The 22,540-nt window shown below is 69.9% G+C and carries 14 protein-coding genes; 4 read left to right on the top strand and 10 right to left on the bottom strand.

What is annotated here, in order from left to right:
• Nucleotides 1–15: 15 nt before the first annotated feature.
• The gene (locus OG496_RS45445; RefSeq protein ID WP_405975034.1) at nucleotides 16–1,815 is read left to right on the top strand and encodes a bifunctional sugar phosphate isomerase/epimerase/4-hydroxyphenylpyruvate dioxygenase family protein; all 1,800 of its coding nucleotides are present in this window, start codon (nucleotides 16–18) and stop codon (nucleotides 1,813–1,815) included.
• Here OG496_RS45445 and OG496_RS45450 read toward each other — a convergent pair.
• The 8 genes from OG496_RS45450 to tkt form a co-directional block, all read right to left on the bottom strand.
• A complete protein-coding gene (locus OG496_RS45450) occupies nucleotides 1,802–3,265 on the bottom strand; it encodes a membrane-associated oxidoreductase (protein ID WP_405975035.1) in 1,464 nt (487 codons plus the stop codon). The two genes, OG496_RS45445 and OG496_RS45450, sit on opposite strands and share 14 nt — an antisense overlap.
• A gap of 97 nt (nucleotides 3,266–3,362) precedes the next feature.
• Nucleotides 3,363–3,950, bottom strand: coding sequence for a histidine phosphatase family protein (locus tag OG496_RS45455; RefSeq protein WP_405975036.1), 588 nt, complete (start codon nucleotides 3,948–3,950; stop codon nucleotides 3,363–3,365).
• A gap of 7 nt (nucleotides 3,951–3,957) precedes the next feature.
• Nucleotides 3,958–4,833, bottom strand: a complete 876-nt coding sequence (gene gnd / locus OG496_RS45460) for a phosphogluconate dehydrogenase (NAD(+)-dependent, decarboxylating) (RefSeq protein WP_266864271.1) — start codon at nucleotides 4,831–4,833, stop codon at nucleotides 3,958–3,960.
• Between the two features lies 1 nt (nucleotide 4,834).
• Nucleotides 4,835–6,502, bottom strand: a complete 1,668-nt coding sequence (gene pgi / locus OG496_RS45465; RefSeq protein ID WP_399389235.1) for a glucose-6-phosphate isomerase — start codon at nucleotides 6,500–6,502, stop codon at nucleotides 4,835–4,837.
• Nucleotides 6,495–7,430 (bottom strand): glucose-6-phosphate dehydrogenase assembly protein OpcA, encoded by a 936-nt coding sequence (gene opcA, locus OG496_RS45470; protein ID WP_405975037.1) that lies wholly within the window; start codon nucleotides 7,428–7,430, stop codon nucleotides 6,495–6,497. Before opcA ends, pgi begins: the two co-directional genes overlap by 8 nt.
• Entirely contained in the window at nucleotides 7,427–9,043 is a 1,617-nt protein-coding gene (gene zwf, locus OG496_RS45475; protein ID WP_405975038.1) for a glucose-6-phosphate dehydrogenase, read from the bottom strand. Before zwf ends, opcA begins: the two co-directional genes overlap by 4 nt.
• Nucleotides 9,040–10,185, bottom strand: a complete 1,146-nt coding sequence (gene tal, locus OG496_RS45480) for a transaldolase (RefSeq protein ID WP_405975039.1) — start codon at nucleotides 10,183–10,185, stop codon at nucleotides 9,040–9,042. Before tal ends, zwf begins: the two co-directional genes overlap by 4 nt.
• Nucleotides 10,186–10,204: 19 nt before the next feature.
• On the bottom strand, nucleotides 10,205–12,280 hold the full coding sequence (tkt, locus tag OG496_RS45485; protein WP_405975040.1) for a transketolase: 2,076 nt from the start codon (nucleotides 12,278–12,280) through the stop codon (nucleotides 10,205–10,207).
• A 146-nt stretch (nucleotides 12,281–12,426) separates the two neighbouring features.
• Between tkt and OG496_RS45490 the strand changes: the two genes are divergently transcribed.
• Entirely contained in the window at nucleotides 12,427–13,326 is a 900-nt protein-coding gene (locus OG496_RS45490; protein WP_405975041.1) for a helix-turn-helix domain-containing protein, read from the top strand.
• A gap of 110 nt (nucleotides 13,327–13,436) precedes the next feature.
• Nucleotides 13,437–16,454: an NACHT domain-containing protein gene (locus OG496_RS45495; protein WP_405975042.1), complete on the top strand. Its 3,018-nt coding sequence runs from the start codon at nucleotides 13,437–13,439 to the stop codon at nucleotides 16,452–16,454.
• Nucleotides 16,455–16,473: 19 nt separating this feature from the next.
• On the opposite strand, the gene OG496_RS45500 is transcribed toward OG496_RS45495, so the two are convergent.
• Together OG496_RS45500 and OG496_RS45505 are read right to left on the bottom strand one after the other, a co-directional pair.
• Nucleotides 16,474–17,877 (bottom strand): glycoside hydrolase family 16 protein, encoded by a 1,404-nt coding sequence (locus OG496_RS45500; RefSeq protein ID WP_405975043.1) that lies wholly within the window; start codon nucleotides 17,875–17,877, stop codon nucleotides 16,474–16,476.
• A gap of 204 nt (nucleotides 17,878–18,081) precedes the next feature.
• The gene (locus OG496_RS45505) at nucleotides 18,082–19,326 is read right to left on the bottom strand and encodes an Ig-like domain-containing protein (protein WP_405975044.1); all 1,245 of its coding nucleotides are present in this window, start codon (nucleotides 19,324–19,326) and stop codon (nucleotides 18,082–18,084) included.
• A gap of 341 nt (nucleotides 19,327–19,667) precedes the next feature.
• Here OG496_RS45505 and OG496_RS45510 point away from each other — a divergent pair, with 341 nt between their 5' ends.
• Entirely contained in the window at nucleotides 19,668–22,331 is a 2,664-nt protein-coding gene (locus tag OG496_RS45510; RefSeq protein ID WP_405975045.1) for an FAD/NAD(P)-binding protein, read from the top strand.
• The last annotated feature ends 209 nt before the right edge of the window (nucleotides 22,332–22,540 follow it).

Raw genomic sequence — 22,540 nt, forward strand, 5'->3', positions numbered from 1 at the left:
TTGAGAGGTACCCCGATGCGCACGTCCATCGCCACCGTCTCCCTCAGCGGCTCCCTCACCGAGAAGCTCACCGCTGCCTCCCGGGCCGGCTTCGACGGCGTCGAGATCTTCGAGAACGACCTGCTCGCCAGCCCGCTCGCGCCCGAGGAGATCCGCGCCCGGTGCGCCGACCTCGGTCTGACCATCGATCTCTACCAGCCGATGCGGGACATCGAGGCGGTGCCCGAGGCCGAGTTCGCCCGCAACGTGCGGCGCGCCCGGCACAAGTTCGAGCTGATGCGCAGGCTCGGCACCGACACCGTCCTCGTCTGCTCCAGCGTCTCCCCGCTCGCCGAGGACGACGACGCGCTAGCCGCCGCCCAGCTCAGCCAACTCGCTGACCTGGCCCAGGAGTTCGGGGTCCGCGTCGCCTACGAGGCGCTCGCCTGGGGACGGCACGTCAGCACGTACGACCACGCCTGGCGCATCGTCGAGACGGCAGACCACCCCGCACTCGGCACCTGCCTCGACAGCTTTCACATCCTGTCGCGCGGCTCCGACCCCAAGGGCATCGAGGACATCCCCGGCGAGAAGATCTTCTTCCTCCAACTCGCCGACGCCCCGCTGCTCGCGATGGACGTCCTGCAGTGGAGCCGCCACTACCGCTGCTTCCCCGGCCAGGGCGGCTTCGACGTCGCCGGACTCGTACGGCACGTGCTGACCGCCGGTTACGACGGCCCGCTCTCGCTGGAGATCTTCAACGACGTGTTCCGGCAAGCGGAAGCCGGCCCGACAGCGGTCGACGCCCAGCGCTCGCTGCTGGTCCTGCAGGAGACGGTCGGCGTATCCGAGCTGCCCGCCCCGGTCGTCCCCACGGGCATCGCCTTCGCCGAACTCGTCACGCCCGACGCGGAACCCGTCTCGGCTTTGCTCGGCGCCCTCGGCTTCACCCGCACGGCCCGCCACCACGGCAAACCGGTGGACCTGTGGCAGCAGGGCGACGCCCGCATCCTGGTCAACACCGGCCCCGCCCTACGCCGGGACGGCACCGCCCTCGCGGCGATCGGCCTGGAATCACCCGACCCGCAGGGCGCCGCCCGCCGCGCCGAGGCACTCCTCGCGCCGGTCCTGCCCCGCCGCCGCGCACCCGGTGACGCCCAACTCGACGCCGTGGCCGCACCGGACGGCACGGAACTCTTCTTCTGCGCCCAGGACACCCACGAACTCCCCGGCTGGCGCGCCGACTTCACCGACACCACCGGTCAACTGCCCGCAGGGACAGGCGTCCGGCGCATCGACCACCTCGCCCTCACCCAGCCCTGGCACCACTTCGACGAGGCAGCTCTCTTCCACCGCAGCGTCCTTGGGCTCCACGCCCAGGAGAGCGTCGACGTCGCCGACCCCTACGGCCTGCTGCGCAGCCGCGCCGTCACCACCCCCGACGGCAGCGTCCGTATCGCCCTGAGCGTCGGCGCGGCCCCGAGCGAGGACGGCGCCCACGCCCAGCACATCGCCCTCGCCACCGAGGATGTCGTCGCCGCGGCCCGCCGCTTCCGCGAGTCCGGCGGCCGACTGCTCAGCATGCCCGCGAACTACTACGACGACCTCGCGGCCCGATTCGCCTTCCCCGAGGGCGAGTTGGAGACGTACCAGGACCTCGGCATCCTCTACGACCGGGACGCGGGCGGCGAGTTCAGGCACTGCTACACCCGGACGGTCGGGCGCGTCTTCTTCGAACTGGTCCAGCGCGAGCCGGGCTACCGGGGTTACGGCGCCCAGAACGCGCCGGTGCGCCTGGCCGCCCAGCACACGGCGAAGCGGCTCACTGGCGGCTGACGGACCGGGTCACGCCGGTGACGACCGTGGTGGCCAGGATCCAGCCGGTGATGATCAGGCCGTAGGCGAGGTACTGGTACCAGCCGTCCGGCGCGAACGCCTCCTCCTGGCCGAAGGAGATCACCGGGAGCAGCAGGTCGAGCGTGTAGAACACCGGGTTGAAGTGCGGGGCCTCGGACACCTTGAGGGCGTGCGGGTGGTGCAGGCCGTAGGCGAGGGAGCCGATCGCCAGCAGCGACAGCAGCCAGGCGCAGGCGCGCAGCGGGCGGAAGCCGTAGCCGACGGTGGCGTCCTGGGCGTAGCCCCAGATCCGGTAGTACCACCGGAGGGTGCCGCGCAGGCGGCGCTGCTTGGCCAGTTGGACGTTGCGAGCGGCGTAGTCGTCGCCGACGCGGCGGTACGCGGCGGCCAACTCCTCGTAGGCGTGCGGGACATAGCCGTCGCCGTCGCGCTCCAGCATGGTCAGCCGGCGGTCGGCGGGCTCGTGCGGGATGAGCGAGGTGTAGGTGAGGCTGGTGAGGAAGACCTGCTCCGGCAGGACCTCCGGCTCCAGCAGCAGGACGTCGATCTGGGCGCTGCGCAGCACGACCCCACCGTTGATGGGCGGGCTCTCGCGCAGCCAGAGTTCCCCCATGGTGGTACTGCTCGCCAGCAGCACGGGGCCGCCGGGATTGGACAGGGTCGAGTACGACAGGTCCAGGCGGCCCGCGATCCGGGCGCCGCGCAGGCCGATCCAGCCGTCCACGTGGGCTTCCCGGACGAGGACGTTGCCCTCGACGGTGAGGATCTCGGCGTCGACGGCGGAGTCCCCGGGGTTGGAGAGGTGCGCCGTGCTGAGGTCGACCGATCCGGCGACGCTCGCGCCACTGAGGCGTATCTGACCCTGCGTGCGCAGTCCGGCCGCCCGGAGATCGTCGCCGACGGCCGCCTGATTGAGCTGGAGCACCGGCTGCTCCGCGTCCGGGGCGATGATCTCCGCGCTCTCCATGTACAGGCTTCCGGTGATCTTCGCCCCGGCGAGCCGCACCACCCCGCGGAACCGGGACCGTGTCATCCGCAGCACGCCGTCCACCCGCATCGCGTGGGCGGTGAGACCCGGCAACACCGACTCGCTGAGGTTGAGTTCACACAGCCGGGAGGCGTAGAAGCGGGGCACCTCGTCGAAGTAGCAGTTCCGCAGCCGGACGGGGTGGTCGATCGTCGCGTACTGCAGATCGAGTCTGCCGACGATCCGGGCGCCCGCCAGACTCAGCGAGGCTATTTCCCCTGCTTCCTGCGGCCCGTTGAGCAGCAACGCCCGCAACACCTCGGCGCGCACGGTCCGTTCGGGCCCCCAGTCGGCGCCGAGGGCGACGTCCTCGTCCTCCGTCGTAAGGAAGTCCACGGACTCGCCCAACGGGAAGGCCCGCCACACCTGTTCCTCGGCCGGTGTCAGATCGTTGATCTCCATCAAGCGGGACTCTAGCCGCGCGGAGGCCGCGGGCACAGGGGACGACAACGGCCCGGACCGCACGTCAACGTACGGTCCGGGCCGGGGAGTTGTGCCGTTACGGTCGGGTGTTCCACTCCGCGATCACCGGGCGGTCGTGCTCGGTGGACAGGCGGCTGACCGTGCCGGTAGCCAGTTGGAACAGGCGGCCGTCCGCCGCCGTCAGGCCCAGTCGGCGGGCGGTGAGCACCCGCAGGAAGTGGGCGTGGGCCACGAGGATCACGTCACCGTCCACGAGTGCGGTGTCCACCCGCTTCAGGACCCGGTCGGCCCGGGCACTGATCTCGTCCGGGGACTCGCCCGGGTGTCCGGCCGGGCCCGGCGGCACGCCGTCGGTCCACAAGTACCAGTCGGGGCGGGTGCGGTGGATGTCGGCGGTGGTGACGCCCTCGTAGGCGCCGTAGTCCCACTCGTGCAGGTCGGGGTCGGGTACGGCCCCGGTGATGCCCGCGAGTTCGGCGGTGCGTATCGCACGGTCGAGCGGGCTGGTCAGTGCGAGCGCGAAGGTCCGGTCCGAGAGGAGCGGAGCGAGGGACTTGGCCTGTTCCTCGCCGTGCTGGGTGAGGGGCAGGTCGGTCCAGCTGGTGTGCTGGCCCGACACGCTCCACTCCGTCTCGCCGTGGCGGACCAGCAGAAGATCCCCCACGGCGCGCCTACTTGGACTCGACGGCGTGGCCGCCGAACTGGTTGCGCAGCGCCGCGATCATCTTCATCTGCGGCGAGTCGTCCTGACGCGAGGCGAACCGCGCGAACAGGGACGCCGTGATCGCGGGCAGCGGCACCGCGTTGTCGATGGCCGCCTCGACGGTCCACCGGCCCTCGCCGGAGTCCTCCGCGAAACCGCGCAGCTTGTCCAAGTGCTCATCGCCGTCAAGGGCGTTGACTGCGAGGTCGAGCAGCCACGAGCGGATGACGGTGCCCTCCTGCCAGGAGCGGAACACCTCCCGCACGTCCGTGACGGAGTGAACCTTCTCCAGCAGTTCCCAACCCTCGGCGTACGCCTGCATCATGGCGTACTCGATGCCGTTGTGAACCATCTTGGAGAAGTGCCCGGCGCCCACCTTGCCGGCGTGGACGAAGCCGAACTCGCCCTCGGGCTTGAGGGCGTCGAAGATCGGCTGCACCTTCGCGATGTTCTCGGCGTCGCCGCCGACCATCAGCGCGTAGCCGTTCTTCAGGCCCCACACGCCGCCGGAGACACCCGCGTCGACGAAGCCGATGCCCTTGGCGCCCAGCTCCTCGGCGTGCTTCTCGTCGTCCGTCCAGCGGGAGTTGCCGCCGTCCACGATGACGTCGCCGGGCTGGAGCAGCTCGCCCAGCTCGTCGACGACCGACTGGGTCGGGGCGCCGGCCGGGACCATCACCCATACCGTGCGCGGCGCTTCGAGCTTGTCGACCAGTTCGGCGAGGCTCTCGACGTCGGTCACTTCGGGGTTGCGGTCGTAGCCGATGACGGTGTGGCCCGCGCGGCGGATGCGCTCGCGCATGTTGCCGCCCATCTTGCCGAGGCCGATCAGTCCGAGCTGCATGTCAGTTCACTTCCTGAGAATCCTGGGAATTACGGAGCGTCCGGTAGGTCGCCACGAGAGCGGCGGTGGAGGGGTCGAGGCCGGGTACGTCGGCGCCCTCGGTGAGGGCGGGTTCGACGCGCTTGGCGAGGACCTTGCCCAGCTCGACGCCCCACTGGTCGAAGGAGTCGATGTTCCAGACCGCGCCCTGCACGAACACCTTGTGCTCGTAGAGCGCGATCAACTGCCCGAGCACGGACGGGGTCAGCTCGCGGGCCAGGATCGTCGTCGTGGGGTGGTTGCCCTTGAACGTCTTGTGCGGCACCAGTTCCTCGGGCACGCCCTCCGCGCGCACCTCGTCCGGTGTCTTGCCGAAGCCCAACGCCTGTGTCTGCGCGAAGAAGTTGGCCATCAACAGGTCGTGCTGCGCCTTGAGGCCTTCACTCAACTCGTCGACCGGGTTGACGAAGCCGATGAAGTCCGCCGGGATCAACTTCGTGCCCTGGTGGATGAGTTGGTAGTACGCGTGCTGCCCGTTCGTGCCGGGCGTGCCCCAGACCACCGGGCCGGTCTGCCACTCCACCGGATTCCCGTCCCGGTCCACGGACTTGCCGTTGGACTCCATGTCCAGCTGCTGCAAGTAGGCGGTGAACTTGGAGAGATAGTGCGAGTACGGCAGCACCGCGTGCGACTGCGCGTCGAAGAAGTTGCCGTACCAGACGCCCAACAGGCCGAGCAGCAAAGGTGCGTTGGACTCGGCGGGTGCGGTGCGGAAGTGCTCGTCGACGAGGTGGAAGCCGTCGAGCATCTCGCGGAAGCGGTCCGGGCCGATGGCGATCATCAGGGAGAGACCGATCGCCGAGTCGAAGGAGTAGCGGCCGCCGACCCAGTCCCAGAACTCGAACATGTTGTCCGTGTCGATGCCGAAGTCCGACACCTTCCCGGCGTTCGTCGACAACGCCACGAAGTGCTTCGCGACCGCCTTGTCGTCACCGCCGAGACCCTCAAGGAGCCACGTCCGGGCGGACGTCGCGTTGGTGATCGTCTCGATCGTGGTGAAGGTCTTGGACGCGACGATGAAGAGCGTCTCGGCCGGGTCCAGGTCGTGGGTCGCCTCGTGCAGGTCGGCGCCGTCCACGTTCGACACGAAGCGGACCGTCAACGAGCGGTCGGTGAACGCGCGGAGCGCCTCGTACGCCATCGCGGGACCGAGGTCGGAGCCGCCGATACCGATGTTGACGACATTGCGGATACGACGACCCGTGTGGCCGGTCCACTCGCCGGAGCGGACGCGGTCCGCGAAGCCGGCCATCTTGTCGAGCACGGCGTGGACCTGGGGCACGACGTTCTCGCCGTCGACCTCGATCACCGCGTCGCGCGGGGCGCGCAGGGCGGTGTGCAGGACCGCGCGGTCCTCGGTGACGTTGATCTTCTCGCCGCGGAACATGGCGTCGCGGAGGCCGAACACGCCGGTGGCGGTGGCCAGTTCCTGGAGCAGGGCGAGGGTCTCGTCCGTGATCAGATGCTTGGAGTAGTCGATGCGCAGATCGCCGACGGTGACGACGTACCGCTCCGCGCGCCCCGGGTCCGCCGCGAACAACTCACGCAACTGCGGCTGCAGTTGATCCGCGCGGTGGTCCTCCAGCGCGGCCCACTCCGGTCGCCGGGTGAGCTTGGGGGAGTCAGACATGAGAAGGGGTCTCCTTGGTGCCCTCGGCCCGGAGGGCGATGGCGTACATCTCGTCGGCGTCGAGGCGCCGCAGCTCCTCGGCGATCAGTTCGGAGGTCGTGCGGACCTTCAGCGCGAGGGTGCGGGACGGCTGCCCGGGCAGGGTCAGGGTGGCCAGCGGGCCCTCGGGACGGTCGATGACGACCTCGCCGGCGCCGGTGCCCAGCCGGACGGCCGTGATGACCGGTCCCGCGGTGACCACGCGGTCGATCTTCACCTTGAGGCGGGCCTCCAGCCAGCGGGCCAGCAGCTCGGCGGCCGGGTTGTCGGCCTCGCTCTCCACCGCACCGGAGGTGATCTTGGACTTGGCCTGGTCGAGGGCCGCCGCCAGCATCGAACGCCACGGCGTCAGCCGGGTCCAGGCGAGGTCGGTGTCGCCGGGCGCGTAGGCGTGGGCGCGGGCGTCCAGCGCCTCCAGCGGGTTCGCCGCCGCGTACAGGTCGGTGATCCGGCGCTGGGCGAGGGCGCCCAGCGGGTCCTTCGCCGGGATCTCGGGGGCGTCCCCCGGCCACCACACGACGACCGGCGCGTCCGGCAGCAGCAGCGGCAGCACCACGGAGTCGGCGTGGTCGGACACCTCGCCGTAGGTCCGCAGCACGACCGTCTCGCCGGTGCCGGCGTCGGCGCCCACCCGGACCTCGGCGTCGAGGTGCGAGTTGGTACGGTCCCGCGGGGTGCGGGCGTGCCGCTTGATGACGACCAGGGTGCGCGAGGGGTGCTCGTGCGAGGCCTCCTCGGCCGCCTTGATCGAGTCGTAGGCGTTCTCCTCGTCCGTGACGATGACCATCGTCAGGACCATGCCCACGGCAGGGGTGCCGATGTCGCGGCGACCCTGCACGAGCGCCTTGTTGATCTTGCTTGCCGTGGTGTCGCTCAGGTCGATCTTCATGGCCTGCGCCAGCTCCGTCCGTCTCGTGCGAGCATCTCGTCCGCCTCCTCGGGACCCCAACTGCCCGAGGAGTACTGCGCGGGCCTGCCGTTCTGTGCCCAGTACTCCTCGATCGGGTCGAGGATCTTCCAGGACTCTTCCACTTCCTGGTGGCGCGGGAACAGGTTGGCGTCGCCGAGCAGCACATCCAGGATGAGCCGCTCGTACGCCTCCGGGCTCGACTCCGTGAACGACTCGCCGTAGGCGAAGTCCATGGACACGTCCCGGATCTCCATCGAGGTGCCCGGCACCTTGGAGCCGAACCGGACCGTCATGCCCTCGTCGGGCTGGACGCGGATGACGATCGCGTTCTGGCCCAGCTCCTCGGTGGCGCTGGAGTCGAAGGGGGAGTGCGGGGCGCGCTTGAAGACGACCGCGATCTCCGTCACGCGCCGCCCGAGCCGCTTGCCGGTGCGCAGGTAGAAGGGGATGCCCGCCCAACGGCGGTTGTCCACCTCCAACTTGACGGCCGCGTAGGTGTCGGTCTTCGACTGCGGGTCGATGCCGTCCTCCTGGAGGTAGCCGACGACCTTCTCGCCGCCCTGCCAGCCCTCCGCGTACTGCCCGAACACCGTGTGCTCGCCCAACTCCTGGGGCAGCCGTACCGACTTGAGCACCTTGAGCTTCTCGGTGAGCAGCGCCTCCTCGTCGAAGGCGATCGGCTCCTCCATGGCGGTCAGCGCCATCAGCTGCAGGAGGTGGTTCTGGATGACGTCGCGGGCCGAACCGATGCCGTCGTAGTACCCGGCGCGCCCGCCGATGCCGATGTCCTCGGCCATCGTGATCTGGATGTGGTCGACGTAGGACCGGTTCCAGATCGGCTCGTACATCTGGTTGGCGAAGCGCAGCGCCAGGATGTTCTGGACCGTCTCCTTGCCGAGGTAGTGGTCGATGCGGAACACCTGGTCCGGGTCGAACACCTCGTGCACGATCTTGTTCAGCTCACGCGCGCTCTTCAGGTCGCGCCCGAACGGCTTCTCGATGACCGCGCGCCGCCAGGAACCCTCGGCGGCCGTCGCCAGACCGTGCTTCTTCAGCTGCTGGACGACCTTCGGGAAGAACTTCGGCGGTACGGAGAGGTAGAACGCGTAGTTGCCGCTGGTACCCCGAGACGTGTCCAACTCGTCTACGGCGGCGCGCAGTTGCTTGAACGCGGTGTCGTCGTCGAAGTCGCCCGGGATGAACCGCATGCCCTCGGCGAGCTGCTGCCAGACCTCCTCGCGGAACTCGGTCCGGGAGTGCTCGCGCACCGAGTCGTGCACCACCTGCGCGAAGTCCTGGTCCTCCCAGTCCCGCCGGGCGAACCCGACGAGCGAGAAGCCCGGCGGCAGCATGCCGCGGTTGGCCAGGTCGTAGACGGCCGGCATCAGCTTCTTGCGGGACAGGTCACCGGTGACCCCGAAGATGACCAGCCCGGACGGGCCCGCGATGCGGGGGAGCCGGCGGTCGCGGGGGTCACGCAGCGGGTTGTCCCAGCCGGCGGCCAGCGCGTCGGTGAGTTCTTCGACGGTCAGTTCCTGCACGGCTGCTTCGGCCGCCTCGGCCGGTTTCGTTTCGGGAAGTTCCTCGGTCATTCCCCGTCGACCCCCTTGCTGCTCAGCGACTTCGCGATGGCGCCCAGCAGGTCCTGCCAGGCCACCTCGAACTTGGCGACGCCCTCGTCCTCCAGCTGCTTGACGACGACGTCGTACGAGATCCCCAGCCGCTCTACGGCGTCCAGGTCGGCGCGGGCCTGCGCGTAGCCGCCGGTCACCGTGTCGCCGTGGATGTCACCGTGGTCGGCGGTGGCGTTCAGCGTCGCCTCCGGCATGGTGTTGACCGTGCCGGGCGCGACCAGCTCGTCGACGTACAGGGTGTCCTTGTAGGACGGGTCCTTCACGCCGGTCGAGGCCCACAGGGGGCGCTGCTTGTTGGCCTTCGCACCCGCCAGAACGGTCCAACGGGCCGAGGAGAAGACCTCTTCGTAAGCCTCGTACGCGAGCCGCGCGTTGGCGAGCGCCGCCTTGCCCTTCAGGGCGAGGGCCTCGTCCGTGCCGATCGCGGTGAGGCGCTTGTCGATCTCGGAGTCGACGCGGGAGACGAAGAAGGAGGCCACGGAGTGGATGGTCGCCAGGTCGATGCCCGCGGCCTTCGCCTTCTCCAGGCCGGCCAGGTAGGCGTCCATGACCTCGCGGTAGCGCTCCAGGGAGAAGATCAGCGTGACGTTGACGCTGATGCCCTCGCCGATGACCTCGGTGATGGCCGGGAGACCGGCCTTCGTCGCCGGGATCTTGATCATCACGTTGGAACGGTCCACCAGCCAGGAGAGCTGCTTGGCCTCGGCGATGGTCGCCGCCGTGTTGTGGGCGAGCCGCGGATCGACCTCGATCGACACCCGGCCGTCCCGGCCGCCGGTCGCGTCGTAGACCGGGCGCAGGATGTCTGCGGCGGCGCGGACGTCGGCGGTGGTCATCATCCGTACGGCCTCTTCGACCGTCACCGCACGCACGGCCAGGTCGGCGAGCTGCTCCTCGTAGCCCTCGCCGGAGCCGATGGCGGCCTGGAAGATCGACGGGTTGGTGGTGACACCGACGACGTTCCTGGTGTCGACGAGTTCGGCGAGGTTGCCGGACTCGATCCGCTTGCGCGACAGGTCGTCCAGCCAGATGGAGACGCCCTCGTCGGACAGGCGCTTGAGAGCTCCCGCGGTGGCGGTCACTTCGGTCACTGTGATCATCTTCTTTCTGGCGATCGGATCAACCGCGCGCGGCGGCAAGGGATTCCTTGGCCGCTGCGGCGACGTTCTCGGCGGTGAAACCGAACTCGGCGAACAGGGTCTTGGCATCGGCGGAGGCGCCGAAGTGTTCGAGGGAGACGATGCGTCCTGCGTCACCCACGAACCGGTACCACGTGAGACCGATCCCGGCCTCGACCGCAACGCGGGCCTTCACGGACGGCGGAAGGACGCTGTCGCGGTACTCGCGCGACTGCTCCTCGAACCACTCCACGGACGGCATCGACACCACCCGGGTGCCCACGCCCTCGGCCTCCAGCCGCTCCCGCGCCTCGACGGCGAGGTGCACTTCCGAACCGGTCGCGATGAGCACGACGTCCGGGGTCCCGGTGGAGGAGTCCTTGAGGACGTAACCGCCGCGCGCCGCATCGGAGTTGGGCGCGTAGGTCGGCACACCCTGGCGGGTCAGCGCGAGGCCGTGCGGGGCGGGGTGGGTGGCGTGCCGCTTGAGGATCTCGGCCCAGGCGATCGAGGTCTCGTTGGCGTCGGCCGGACGGACGATGTTCAGGCCCGGGATGGCGCGCAGCGAGGCGAGGTGCTCGACCGGCTGGTGGGTGGGGCCGTCCTCGCCGAGACCGATGGAGTCGTGGGTCCAGACGTACGTCACCGGGAGCTGCATCAGCGCGGACAGGCGCACGGCGTTGCGCATGTAGTCGGAGAACACCAGGAAGGTGCCGCCGTAGACACGGGTGTTGCCGTGCAGGGCGATGCCGTTCATCTCGGCCGCCATCGAGTGCTCGCGAATACCGAAGTGGATCGTACGGCCGTACGGGTCGGCCTCCGGCAGCGGGTTGTCCTTCGGGAGGAAGGACGAGGTCTTGTCGATGGTGGTGTTGTTCGAGCCGGCCAGGTCGGCGGAGCCGCCCCACAGCTCGGGCAGGACCGGTCCAAGCGCCTGGAGGACCTTGCCGGAGGCGGCGCGGGTGGCGACGGAGGAACCCTCCTCGAAGACCGGCAGGGACTGCTCCCAGCCCTCGGGGAGCTGACCGGCGACGATCCGGTCGAAGAGCTTCGCGCGCTCGGGCTGGGCGCCGCGCCACTTGTCGAGCTGCTTGTCCCACGCGGAGTGCGCCTCGGCGCCCCGGTCCAGTGCCTGACGGCTGTGGGCGATGACCTCGTCGGCGACCTCGAAGGACTTCTCGGGGTCGAAGCCGAGGACGCGCTTGGTGGCGGCGATCTCGTCTGCGCCGAGTGCGGAGCCGTGGGCGGCCTCGGTGTTCTGGGCGTTTGGAGCGGGCCAAGCGATGATCGTGCGCATCGCGATGATCGAGGGGCGCCCGGTCTCGGCCTGCGCCGCCTTCAGCGCCGTGTACAGCGCGTGCGGGTCGATGTCGCCGTCGGCGGCGGGCTCGATGCGCTGGGTGTGCCAGCCGTAGGCCTCGTAGCGCTTCAGGACGTCCTCGGAGAAGGCGGTCGCGGTGTCGCCCTCGATGGAGATGTGGTTGTCGTCGTAGACGAAGACGAGGTTGCCGAGCTGCTGGTGGCCGGCGAGGGAGGAGGCCTCGGCGGAGATGCCCTCCTCCAGGTCGCCGTCGGAGACGATCGCCCAGACGGTGTGGTCGAAGGGCGACTCGCCCTCGGGGGCCTCGGGGTCGAACAGGCCGCGCTCGTAGCGGGCGGCCATCGCCATGCCCACCGCGTTGGCGACACCCTGTCCGAGCGGTCCTGTCGTGGTCTCCACACCGGCCGTGTGCCCGTACTCGGGGTGACCAGGCGTCTTCGACCCGTGCGTGCGGAACGCCTTCAGGTCGTCCAGCTCCAGCTCGTACCCGGCGAGGTACAGCTGCGTGTACAGCGTCAGCGAGGTGTGGCCGGGGGAGAGGACGAAGCGGTCACGGCCGGTCCACTCGGGATCCGCGGGGTCGTGACGCATCACCTTCTGAAAGATCGTGTACGCGGCGGGAGCCAGGGCCATCGCGGTGCCTGGGTGGCCGTTGCCGACCTTCTGCACCGCGTCAGCGGCCAGAACACGGGCGGTGTCGACGGCTCGACGGTCGAGATCGGTCCACTCGAAGCTGTCAGGTGTGTGCGCGTTCATCTTCAAGAAGTCCTCGGTAAGAGCGGAAGAACTGCTCGGACGTCTTCAAATCTAAAAGTCTGACTTTTACGAGGGAAGGTGTCGGTGTGCCAGCCTGTGGTGAAAGTGGGACACCGGTATCAGCGCTGAGGCGACACGAGAAGGACATGACGGACAGAACTATCCAAGACGTCGGCGGTGACGGCGACGTGATCAGAACGTTTCCCTTCCCTGTCGATCTGAGTGTCTGCGGTGTGGGCATGCAGGTCGGCCCGATGGGCACCGACCGCGCCTGGCACGCCGACGCACCCCTGCACCGCGTCCACCGCATCGACTTCCATGTGGTGATGCTCTTCTCCGGCGGCCCGGTCCGCCACATGATCGACTTCGCCGAGTGCGAGGTGAGCGCCGGCGACGTCCTGTGGATCCGCCCCGGCCAGGTCCACCGCTTCTCGCGGTTCGACGAGTACCACGGCACCGTCCTGACCATGCAGCCCGGCTTCCTCCCGCGCGCCACGGTCGAGGCGACGGGCCTCTACCGCTACGACCTCCCACCCGTCCTGCACCCCGACGAACCCCGCCTCGCCGCACTGCGCGCCTCCCTGGGCCAGCTCCAGCGCGAGTACGAGGACACCGAGACCCTCCCGCTCACCCTGCACACCTCGGTCCTACGGCACTCCCTGACGGCGTTCCTGCTGCGCCTGGCCCACCTGGCAGCGAGCTCGGCGGAAGACGCCGCCCGGCAGGCCGACACGACGTTCACGCTCTTCCGCAACGCCGTCGAGAAGGGCTTCGCCACCAACCACAGCGTCAGCGCCTACGCCGACGCCCTCGGCTACTCCCGCCGCACCCTCGTCCGCGCGGTCCGCGCCGCGACCGGCGAGACCCCCAAGGGCTTCATCGACAAGCGCGTCGTCCTGGAGGCGAAACGGCTGTTGGCCCACACGGACCTGCCGATCGGCCGTGTCGGGGCGGCAGTTGGCTTCCCCGACGCGGCGAACTTCTCCAAGTTCTTCCAGCAGCACACGGATGTGACACCGGCGGGGTTTCGGGCGGAGTTGCGGTGAGGGGCGTACGGACCTGACCGTTCCGCTGCTCGCGACGGCCCCGACTCCCTATGATCCAGGGAGCGTTGTGAGGGGGACGCGGTCCCCGTGACGTCGGCTCGGGGGGCCCGATGGATCCGGCCAGTATCGGTACGACCGCCCGCATCGCCTCTTCGGTGGCGCGCCCGATCATCGCCAGGCTTCTCGTCAAGGAGAGCCCGGGCGCGGGACTTGTCGACCGACCGGTGCGTATGGCGCGCCTGGTGAGCTGGGGCGAGAAACGCAGTCTGAACAACCTCGACATGTGGAAGATCGCCAGGGAACTCGTGACGGCGGCGGTCGAGGCGAACCCGCACGAACCCCCGGTGGCCTCCGACGAGCGCGAAGCACTGGCGGACGCCCTGGCCGCGACACTCGGAGCACTCGGCGACCTGGACATGGACGACGTCCAGGCCGTCCGGCTCGGCCATACGGAACTGGCCCGGCGTCTGACCTCCGCCCGCCCGGACGCCACTCGGGACCTCACGGCCGATGCCACCGCCCTCCACGCGAGCCTGGTGGACCTGAGCTGCCTGCACATCCTGCACTTCTTCACTCAGCGCTCGACCTTCGTCGCCCGCGCACAGGTGGCGCAGACGCGCCTGCTCGACGAGACACTCCGCCTGCTGGACGCGCTGGTGGACCGGTTCCCCCGGCCCGGCAGCGCGGACGAGGAGTTCGAGACCCGCTATCTCGCCCACATCGAGCGCAAGTACGGCAAGCTCAACATCTTCGGCCTCGACCTCAGCGACCCGGGCCGCGCCCGCTGGCCTCTGGACACCGCCTATCTGAACCTGGAAATGGCCTCGCAGCGTGACGGCGGATCGCCCTCCGCCAACCGCCGACGGGTCGAGGAGGCCCTCTCCGGCTGCACACGTGCGTTGCTGCGCGGTCTCGCGGGATCCGGCAAGACCACTCTGATGCAGTGGCTCGCCGTCTCCGCCGCACAGAACTCGTTTCCCGACGAACTGGCCGCACTGCGTGGCCGTGTGCCCTTCGTGCTCCCGTTGCGCGCGCTGGATTCGGGGCTGCCGCTTCCCGAGGACTTCCTCGGCGCCGTCGGCAACGTCCTGCACGGACTGCAGCCCGAGCACTGGGTCGATCGAGTGCTCCGCGGCGGCCGGGGCATGGTGCTGATCGACGGAGTTGACGAGGTGTCCGAGAGCGAACGGCCAGGCGTGCGACGCTGGTTGCTCGACCTCGTCGACCTCTACCCGAGGACGTTCTTCCTCGTCACCTCCCGGCCTTCCGCAGTGGACGTCCACTGGCTCGCGGAGGTCGACTTCGCCGAGTTCAACCTGCTCCCGATGAGTCGTCACGACGTCGACCGTTTCGTCCACCGCTGGCACGAAGCGATCCTGACGACGGTGGACGAACCCGACGAACAGCTCACGGTCGAACGCCTCCGGGACGCCCTGCGGGTGAATCTCCGCCAGAAGCACGACCTGTACCGGCTGGCCACCAACCCGCTGATGTGCGCCCTCATCTGCGCCCTGCACCGCGACCGCCTCACCCACCTCCCGGTGCGCCGCATGGAGCTCTATGCCGCCGCGCTCACCATGCTGCTCGTACGACGTGACAAGGAACGCGCGATCCCCGTGCCACAGGGTCTCGCGCCCACCGAGGAGGCACTGGTCCAGCTGTTGCAGCGGATCGCGTACTGGCTGATCCGCAACGGGCGTTCCGAGGCGGCGCAGACCACCGCGGTGCGCATCATCCGCGAGAAACTCCCGGCCATGCCGGACATGGCGCGGCCGGATCGAGCGGAGGACGTCTTCCGTCACCTACTGCTGCGCAGCGGACTGCTGAGGGAGCCGTCGGTCGGGATGGTGGACTTCATCCACCGCACCTTTCAGGACTACCTCGGAGCCAAAGCGGCCGTGGAGGCGGAGGACCTCGACCTGCTCGCAGAGTCGGGGCGCGACGATCAGTGGGAGGACGTGATACGGCTCGCGGTCGGTCACGCCCGGGACGGTGAACGTGCCTATCTCCTGCGCAAGTTGATTCAGCTGGGCGACCAGACCGTCGACCCGAAGCTGCGCCGCCGCTATCACCTTCTCGCCGCCGCGGCACTGGACCATGCCACCACCCTCGACCCGGCCGTCCGAGCGGCCGTCGCTCTCCGCGCCTCGGCCCTGATACCTCCCGACACACCGGCGGACGCGGAGCAGCTCGCCACCGCGGGGGACATCGTCCTCGATCTGCTGCCCGGCCCCGGGAAGCTGACGTCCGACCAGGCACGTGCGACGGTGATGACCATCGCCCGGATCGGAGGGGAGGCCGCGCTGGACCGACTGGCCCCCTTCACCCGCGTCGCCGACCGCGGTGTACGGCAGGAAGTCGCCCTGTCCTGGCCCTACTTCGACGCCCGTTCCTTCGCCGAGGAGATCCTGGCCGGTCTTCCCGTCGACGACCTGACCCTCCACCTGTCCGGCCCGGAGCAGATCGCCTGCCTCGATGCCCTCGGCCGCGTCCCTCACCTCTCGCTCAGAGGCCAGATCCTCACGGCCGACGTGGTCGGCGCGATCGCGCCGCTGGGCGTTCACTCACTGTCCGTCGAGGCCGCTACGACGGTCTCCTTCATCCTGCCCTCGCTGGCGCCGCTGAGCCGACTGCACCGGCTCACCATCGAGTCGTGCGACGTGATCAGGGACCTGACGGCCCTCGCCGAGAGCCCGGCCGAGGAACTCGCCCTTCACCGCCTGCCCGGCGGCGTGGACCTCGGCTTCCTCGCGGGGGTCGCGAACCTCACGTCCCTCACCCTCACCTCGCCGTACGGCATCCCGCTTCCGGCGGTGCCGCTGCGTCAGGTCACCTCACTGGAGGTGGAGGGGGTCCTGGTCGGCGAGCGGATTCCGGATGTCGCCGCGGTGTTTCCCGCGCTGAATTCCCTGAAACTGCGCCTGACCTGCCAGAGCCACGAGGCCGCAGTCGACCTGTCCCCGCTGCGGAACGTGCTGCGGGGACAGGTCGACGTGGTCCTCGTCGACGCCGGAAGGGTGCACGGTCTGGACGTCCTGCCCGTCGACCGGATCTCGGTGCGGCAGGAAGGCAGTGGCAGGGCCGAGGGAAGAACCAGACCGGGCATCCTTCGGCGCTTCCGGGCGTGAACCGACCGGAGTCCTGAGGTCAGTGACCGAAGTCGAACCAGTTCACGTTCACGAAGTCCGCCGGCTGGCCGCTGGTGAAGGTGAGATAGACGTCATGGGTGCCGGTGACCGAGCTGATGTTGGCCGGTACCGTCTTCCATGACTGCCAGCCCCCGGTGTTGGCCAGCGCGAAGCTGCCGACCGGGGTCGCGGTGGGGCTGTCGAGGCGGACCTGGACCAGGCCGCTGACGCCGGTCGCGGCGCCGCTCGCGACCCGGGCGTAGAACTGGGTGGCCGCCGTGGAGCCGAAGTTGACGCCCTTGTAGAGGGCCCAGTCGCCGTTGGCTATCGAGCCGATGTCCTGGCCGCCGCCGGTGTCCGTGGTGGTCTCGGCGATGGTGCCGGACTGACTGTCGTAGGACTCGGCCTGGATGGCGCTGTAGGCGTCACGGCTGCCGGTCGGCGGGGTCGTGGTACCGCTCCCACCGCCCGTGGACGAGAGCACCTGGACGTAGTCCACCGTCATCGGGTGGTTCGGGTCGGTGGCGCTGGTGGGGCCGCCGCCGAACGCGTCCGGGAAGCCGCCGCCCATCGCTACGTTCAGGATGATGAAGAAGCCGTGGTTCGTCGCGTTGGCCCAGGTCGTCGCGTCGACCTGACTGGAGTTCACCGTCTCGAAGTTGACGCCGTCGAGGTAGTAGCGGATCTGCTCGGGGCTCGTGGAACGGTCCCACTCCATCGCGTACGTGTGGAAGCCCGCCTGGCAGGTCGTGCCCGTGCACGCCGTCGAACCGCCGATGCCGGTCGTCTCGTTGCACGGACCGCCCGGGCTGGTACCGCAATGCACCGTGGACCAGTCGGTGTTGAGACCCTGGACGTTCTCCATGATGTCCAACTCGCCCACGCTGGGCCAGTTCTGGTAGTTGCCCCGGTACGGCGCGCCCAGCATCCAGAACGCGGGCCAGTAGCCGAGCGCCGACGAGCCGGTGACGTTGGGGAGTTGGATACGGGCCTCGACGCGGAGCTTCCCGCCGGCCGGTGGCTGGAAGTCGGTGCGGTTGGTCTCGATCCGGCCCGAGGTCCAGTTGCCGGAGGCGTCCCGGCGCGGGGTGATCAGCAGGTTGCCGTTGCCGTCGAGGGCCACGTTGTTGGCGGAGGAAGTCATCGTCTCGACCTCGCCGGTGCCCCAGTTGGCGGCCCCGCCCGGATACGAGGTCCCGGTGTCGTACTGCCAGTTGGTGGTGGAGACACCGGTGCCCGCGGAGCCGTTGAAGTCGTCCAGGAAGACCTGCGTCCAGCCCGACGGGGGCGTGGGCGCGGACGCGTTCGCGGGCAGGGTGAAGGCCGTGGCGGTGGCGGCCGCCAGGCCGAGGGTGCTGAGGACGGCGATCAGGACACGCCGTAGGGGACGGGGTCTGCGCTGCGTGCCGGAGGGTTCACTCATCGGTGCCTCTCGGATACGGAGTGGGGGTGCGGGTGCTGTGCCTGCCTGAGAGCGCTCTCACGCAGTGGGTGCGCGGTCAATGTGCTCTCAGCCACTCCGGGCGTCAAGAGGTGAAGCCGGGAAAGTCCTTTCGCTGTGCGGGAGTTCAGGCGATGAATCCGGTGAAAGCGGAGGTTTCCGATCCGCCTCCCGGGGTGGCGGGCCCTAGACCGCGCTCCCCGCCTTCCAGTCCGCCCAGGACAGGTTCCAGCCGTTGAGGCCGTTGTCCGCCGCCACGGTCTTCTCGCCGGAGTTCTTCACGATGACGACGTCACCGAGCATCGAGCTGTCGTAGAACTTGTAGCCCGCCACCGACGTGTTGTTCGCGCCCTTCGCGTCGTGCAGGCCGACGCAGCCGTGGCTGGTGTTCTCGCTGCCGAACACCGACGTGGACGCCCAGTAGTTGCCGTGCACGAACGTGCCGGAGGTGGTGAGACGCTGGGCGTGCGGGACGTCGGAGATGTCGTACTCGTCGCCGAGCCCGACCGTCGAGGACTCCATGCGGGTCTGCTTGAACCGCTCGCTGATCACCATGATCCCGGACCAGGTGGTGTGCTGGGCGTTGCCGCCGCTGACCGGGTAGGTCGCGAGGGTCGTGCCGTCCCGCTTGACGGTCATCTCCTTGCTGGACAGGTCGACCGTGCTGATCTGCTCGCGGCCGATGTCGAAGGTGACGTCCTTGGACTGGACGCCGTAGATGCCGTCCTGGCCCTCGATGTCCTTCAGGCGCAGGCTGAGGGTGATCTTCGTGCCGGCCGCCCAGTACGTCTCGGGGCGGAAGTCGAGCCGGGTGTCGCTGAACCAGTGGCCGACGACCTCGACGGCGGGTTCGGCGGTGACCGTGATCGCCTTCTGGACGGTGGACCGGTCCTTGACCGCGTGCGTGAAGTTGATCGACACGGGCATGCCGACGCCGGAGGTGGAGTTCGCCTCGGGGGTGAAGTAGCCGACGAAGGTCTCGCCGGGCGACTTCGTGGTGAAGGTCACCGTCTTCGCGGCGGCGCCCTGCGCCTGTGCCGCGACCGTGTACTTCGTGCCCGAGTACGGGTTCTTCGCGGACGTCCACTTCGTCTTCGCGTCGTTGAACGTCCCGGCCAGCGTGGAGCCGTCGTTGCCGGTCACCTTCACCGCGGCGAGGGTGCCGTCGGTCACGCCGACCGTGACCGGGGTCGTGAAGTCGGCCTTCTTGGTGCCGTCCGCGGGCAGGACCGTGACGGTCGGCGCCTTCGCGGCCTTCACGGACGCCGTCGCCGACGAACCGCCGGACGACGAGCTCTCCGCGGCGCCCGCCGAACCGCTGCAACCGGTCAGGACGGCGGCCGGCACCACCCCGAGCACGGTGAGGACCCCACGACGGGACCACCTCTCCGACTGCTTCTCGGACCGGTTGGATATGTGCGACACGCCCACAGCACGCCTTCCTCCGCATGTCGCGCACACCCACTGGCCGTACGCGACGAGATCACCAGTGCCGTTGCATCCTGCGCCACTTCCATGGGTTGAATCTTTGAATCCCAGGAGCTCCACCTGAGATTCCTGTGAAGAGAGCCTGAAAGAAGTCCTGAAACCACGGTTGCCGGACGCTTCCCGAGTGTGAACAGAGTATGAAGGCGCCGACCGGTGCCCTGAGTATCCGGTGAGATCCCCGTCCCGCCATGGCTTCCCCACCTACCCGGTCGGAATAGTGAGGAAGGAACTGAAGGCGGAGTTCCGTTTCGGCGGCTCCGCGGCAGACCACGCCGGAGGTATTCGTGACCGAAGTCCGCAAGCGGCCCACCGTGGCGATCGTCGGAGCGGGCGCGGCAGGCACCCTGACCGCCGTCCAGCTCTGCGAGACCGCCACCCGCCGCCGGACCCCGCTCGACCTGGTGCTGGTCGACCCGGCCCCGGAAGCCGGCCGCGGCACCGCCTACGCGACACCCGATCCACGCCACCGGCTCAACGTCCCGGCGGGCGGCATGAGTTGCTACCCCGACGACCCCGGCCACTTCACCCGCTGGCTCTGCCGTCACGGCGAACCCACCGTCAGCGGCACCGACTTCGCCACCCGCTACCGCTACGGCGCCTACCTCGCCGACACCCTCGCCCAGGCCGTCGTCCGCTCCCACGGCACGGTCTCCGTACGCCGGCTGCGCACCCGCGCCGAGAGCTGTACCGGCACCCCCGAAGGCCCGGTGGAACTCCACCTCGCCGACGGGGGACTCCTCACCGCCGACAGCGCGGTCCTGGCCACGGGCCCCGCCGCTCCTACGGCCGCCTGGGCCCCGCCCGCGCTGCGCGCCTCGCCCCGCTTCGTCAACTCACCCTGGAAACCCGGTGCGTTGGACGCCGTACGCGAGGACACCGCCGACATCCTCCTCGTCGGCACGGGCCTCACCGCCGTGGACCTCGCCCTCACCCTCGACCGCCCCGAACGCACGGTCCACGCCGTCTCCCGCAACGGACTCCTGCCGCAGCCGCACGCGTTGGGGCCGGCTGGCGCGATGGAGGCGCCGAGCTGGCCCCGCGACCCGACACTGAACGCACTGCGCCGAACCGTCTACCGGCACGTCAGCCGCTCGGTCCGCACCCACGGCGACTGGCGCCCCGCCCTGGACAGCCTGCGCCCGCACACCGCGCGGCTCTGGCGCAGCCTCACCCCCGAGGAACGCGGGGAGTTCCTCGCCCATGAGGGCGCCCTCTGGAACACCCACCGCCACCGCATGGCACCCACCACCGCCGAGTCGGTCACCCGGGCCCGCACCGCACGCCGTCTCCAGGTCCACGCGGGCACGATCACCGATGTGGTGGAATCCGGCGACCAGTTGGCGGTCGCGCTCTCCAACGGCCGTACGCTGCACGTGGGGTGGGTGATCGACTGCACGGGACCCGGGCAGCGGCTCGAAGACCCGCTGTGGCGTGGGCTGTTCGAGACCGGTACGGCCGTGCCCGGACCGCTCGGCATGGGCGTCGCCACCCGCGACGGACGCCTCCTCGACGCCCAAGGCCGTTGCGTACGACCGCTGTTCACGCTCGGCGCCCCCAGGCGCGGCGAGTTGTGGGAGACCACCGCGATCCCCGAGATCCGCGTCCAGGCGGCCACCCTGGCCCAGCAGTTGCTGGCGCCACCGGCCCGCCGCGCCGCGCGCCGCAGGCCCGTCGACGGACTCGGACTCCCGCTGTCGACCCACGCCGAGGCCGCCACCGCCTACCGCAACGGACTCGACCGGGTCCTCAAGGTCCGCGCCGGAGCCGAGGACGCCTTCGCCCGCGCGATCGCCCTGGACCCCGGATTCGCCCTGGGACACGCGGCGTTGGCCCTGCTCGGCCACGAGTGCGGAGCCGCAGTCGACGTACCCCGGGCACTCGCGGACGCCCAGCGCTGCGCACACGAACGCGCCGACGAACGCGAACGCTCCTTCGTGGACGTGATCACCCGCCGGGTCCAATCCGCCGACGGCGACCGCGCGTTGATACGCCACCTCGACACCCACCCCGCCGACGCGCTCGCCCTCGCCGCAGCCGTCCCCACCATCGCCTTCTCCGGGGTCACCGACTTGGACGACGACTACGCGCTACGGCTCGTCGAGCGGACGTCCCCCGCCTACGACGGGCACTGGTTCCACACCTCGCTGCTCGCGTTCCTCCGCCAGGAGCAGGGCCGGCTGCACGAGGCGGGTGAACTCGCCCACCGCGCCCTGGGAGTTGAGCCCGCGTCCGGTCACGCCGTGCACGCGCTGGCCCACGTCCACTACGAGTCCGGCGCCCACGAGGCGGGCCGGGACTGGCTGGACGGCTGGGTGTCCGGGCAGGGCCGGGGTGCCGTCCACCGGGCCCACTTCTCCTGGCACATCGCCCTGCACGAACTCGCGTTGGACGACCCGGCCGCCGTACGCAGGCGCTGGTTCGCCCAGTTGGCGCCGGGGCGGGTGACCGGGGTGCGCGCGCTGGTGGACTCGGGGTCACTGCTGTGGCGGGCCCGGCTCAGCGGCAACTGGCAGGGGGAGCTGCCCACTTCGGACGTCCTGGACACCGTGGCCTGCGAGGTGCTGGAGCGTCCGGCGACGGCCTTCACGGCCCTGCACGCGGCGGTGGCTCTCACGGCGGCCGGAGACCTCCCGGCCCTCCGCCGCCTGCGCGACCACGCGGCGGGCGCCGACCCGGTGCAGCGCGAGGTCATCGCCCCGCTCTGCGACGCCTTCGCCGCCCTCGTCGAACACCGCTTCCACGAAGCCGCCCACGGCCTCGACGCGTTGCTGCCGGTGCTGCGCAAGGTGGGCGGCAGCGCGGCCCAACGCGAGGTCGTCGAGGAGACGTTGCTGTACGCGCTGGTGTCGGCGGGGCGGTGCGACGCGGCACGACGGTTGCTGGACGCACGGCTGGACCGGAAGGCGGCGCCTCGGGATCGGCGGATGCTGGCGGGGTTGCCCGGGTGAGAGGGGCGAGGGGGCGAGAGGGGCGAGAGGCCTGAGACGGGTGGGGCGGGCGCCGGTGCTGGACGCGCGTCCCGGTCGTAGGTCTGGGTCTGGATTCGGCGCGTCGGTCCCGGCGGATGTCGGCCGGGGTGGCTGGCCAAAACGGGTGGGACGAGCGGGAGTTGGATGCGTGTCCCGTCGTAGGCCTGCGTCTGGATCCGATCTCGTGG

This window comes from Streptomyces sp. NBC_00988 (assembly GCF_045162645.1).
Lineage (GTDB): Bacteria > Actinomycetota > Actinomycetes > Streptomycetales > Streptomycetaceae > Streptomyces.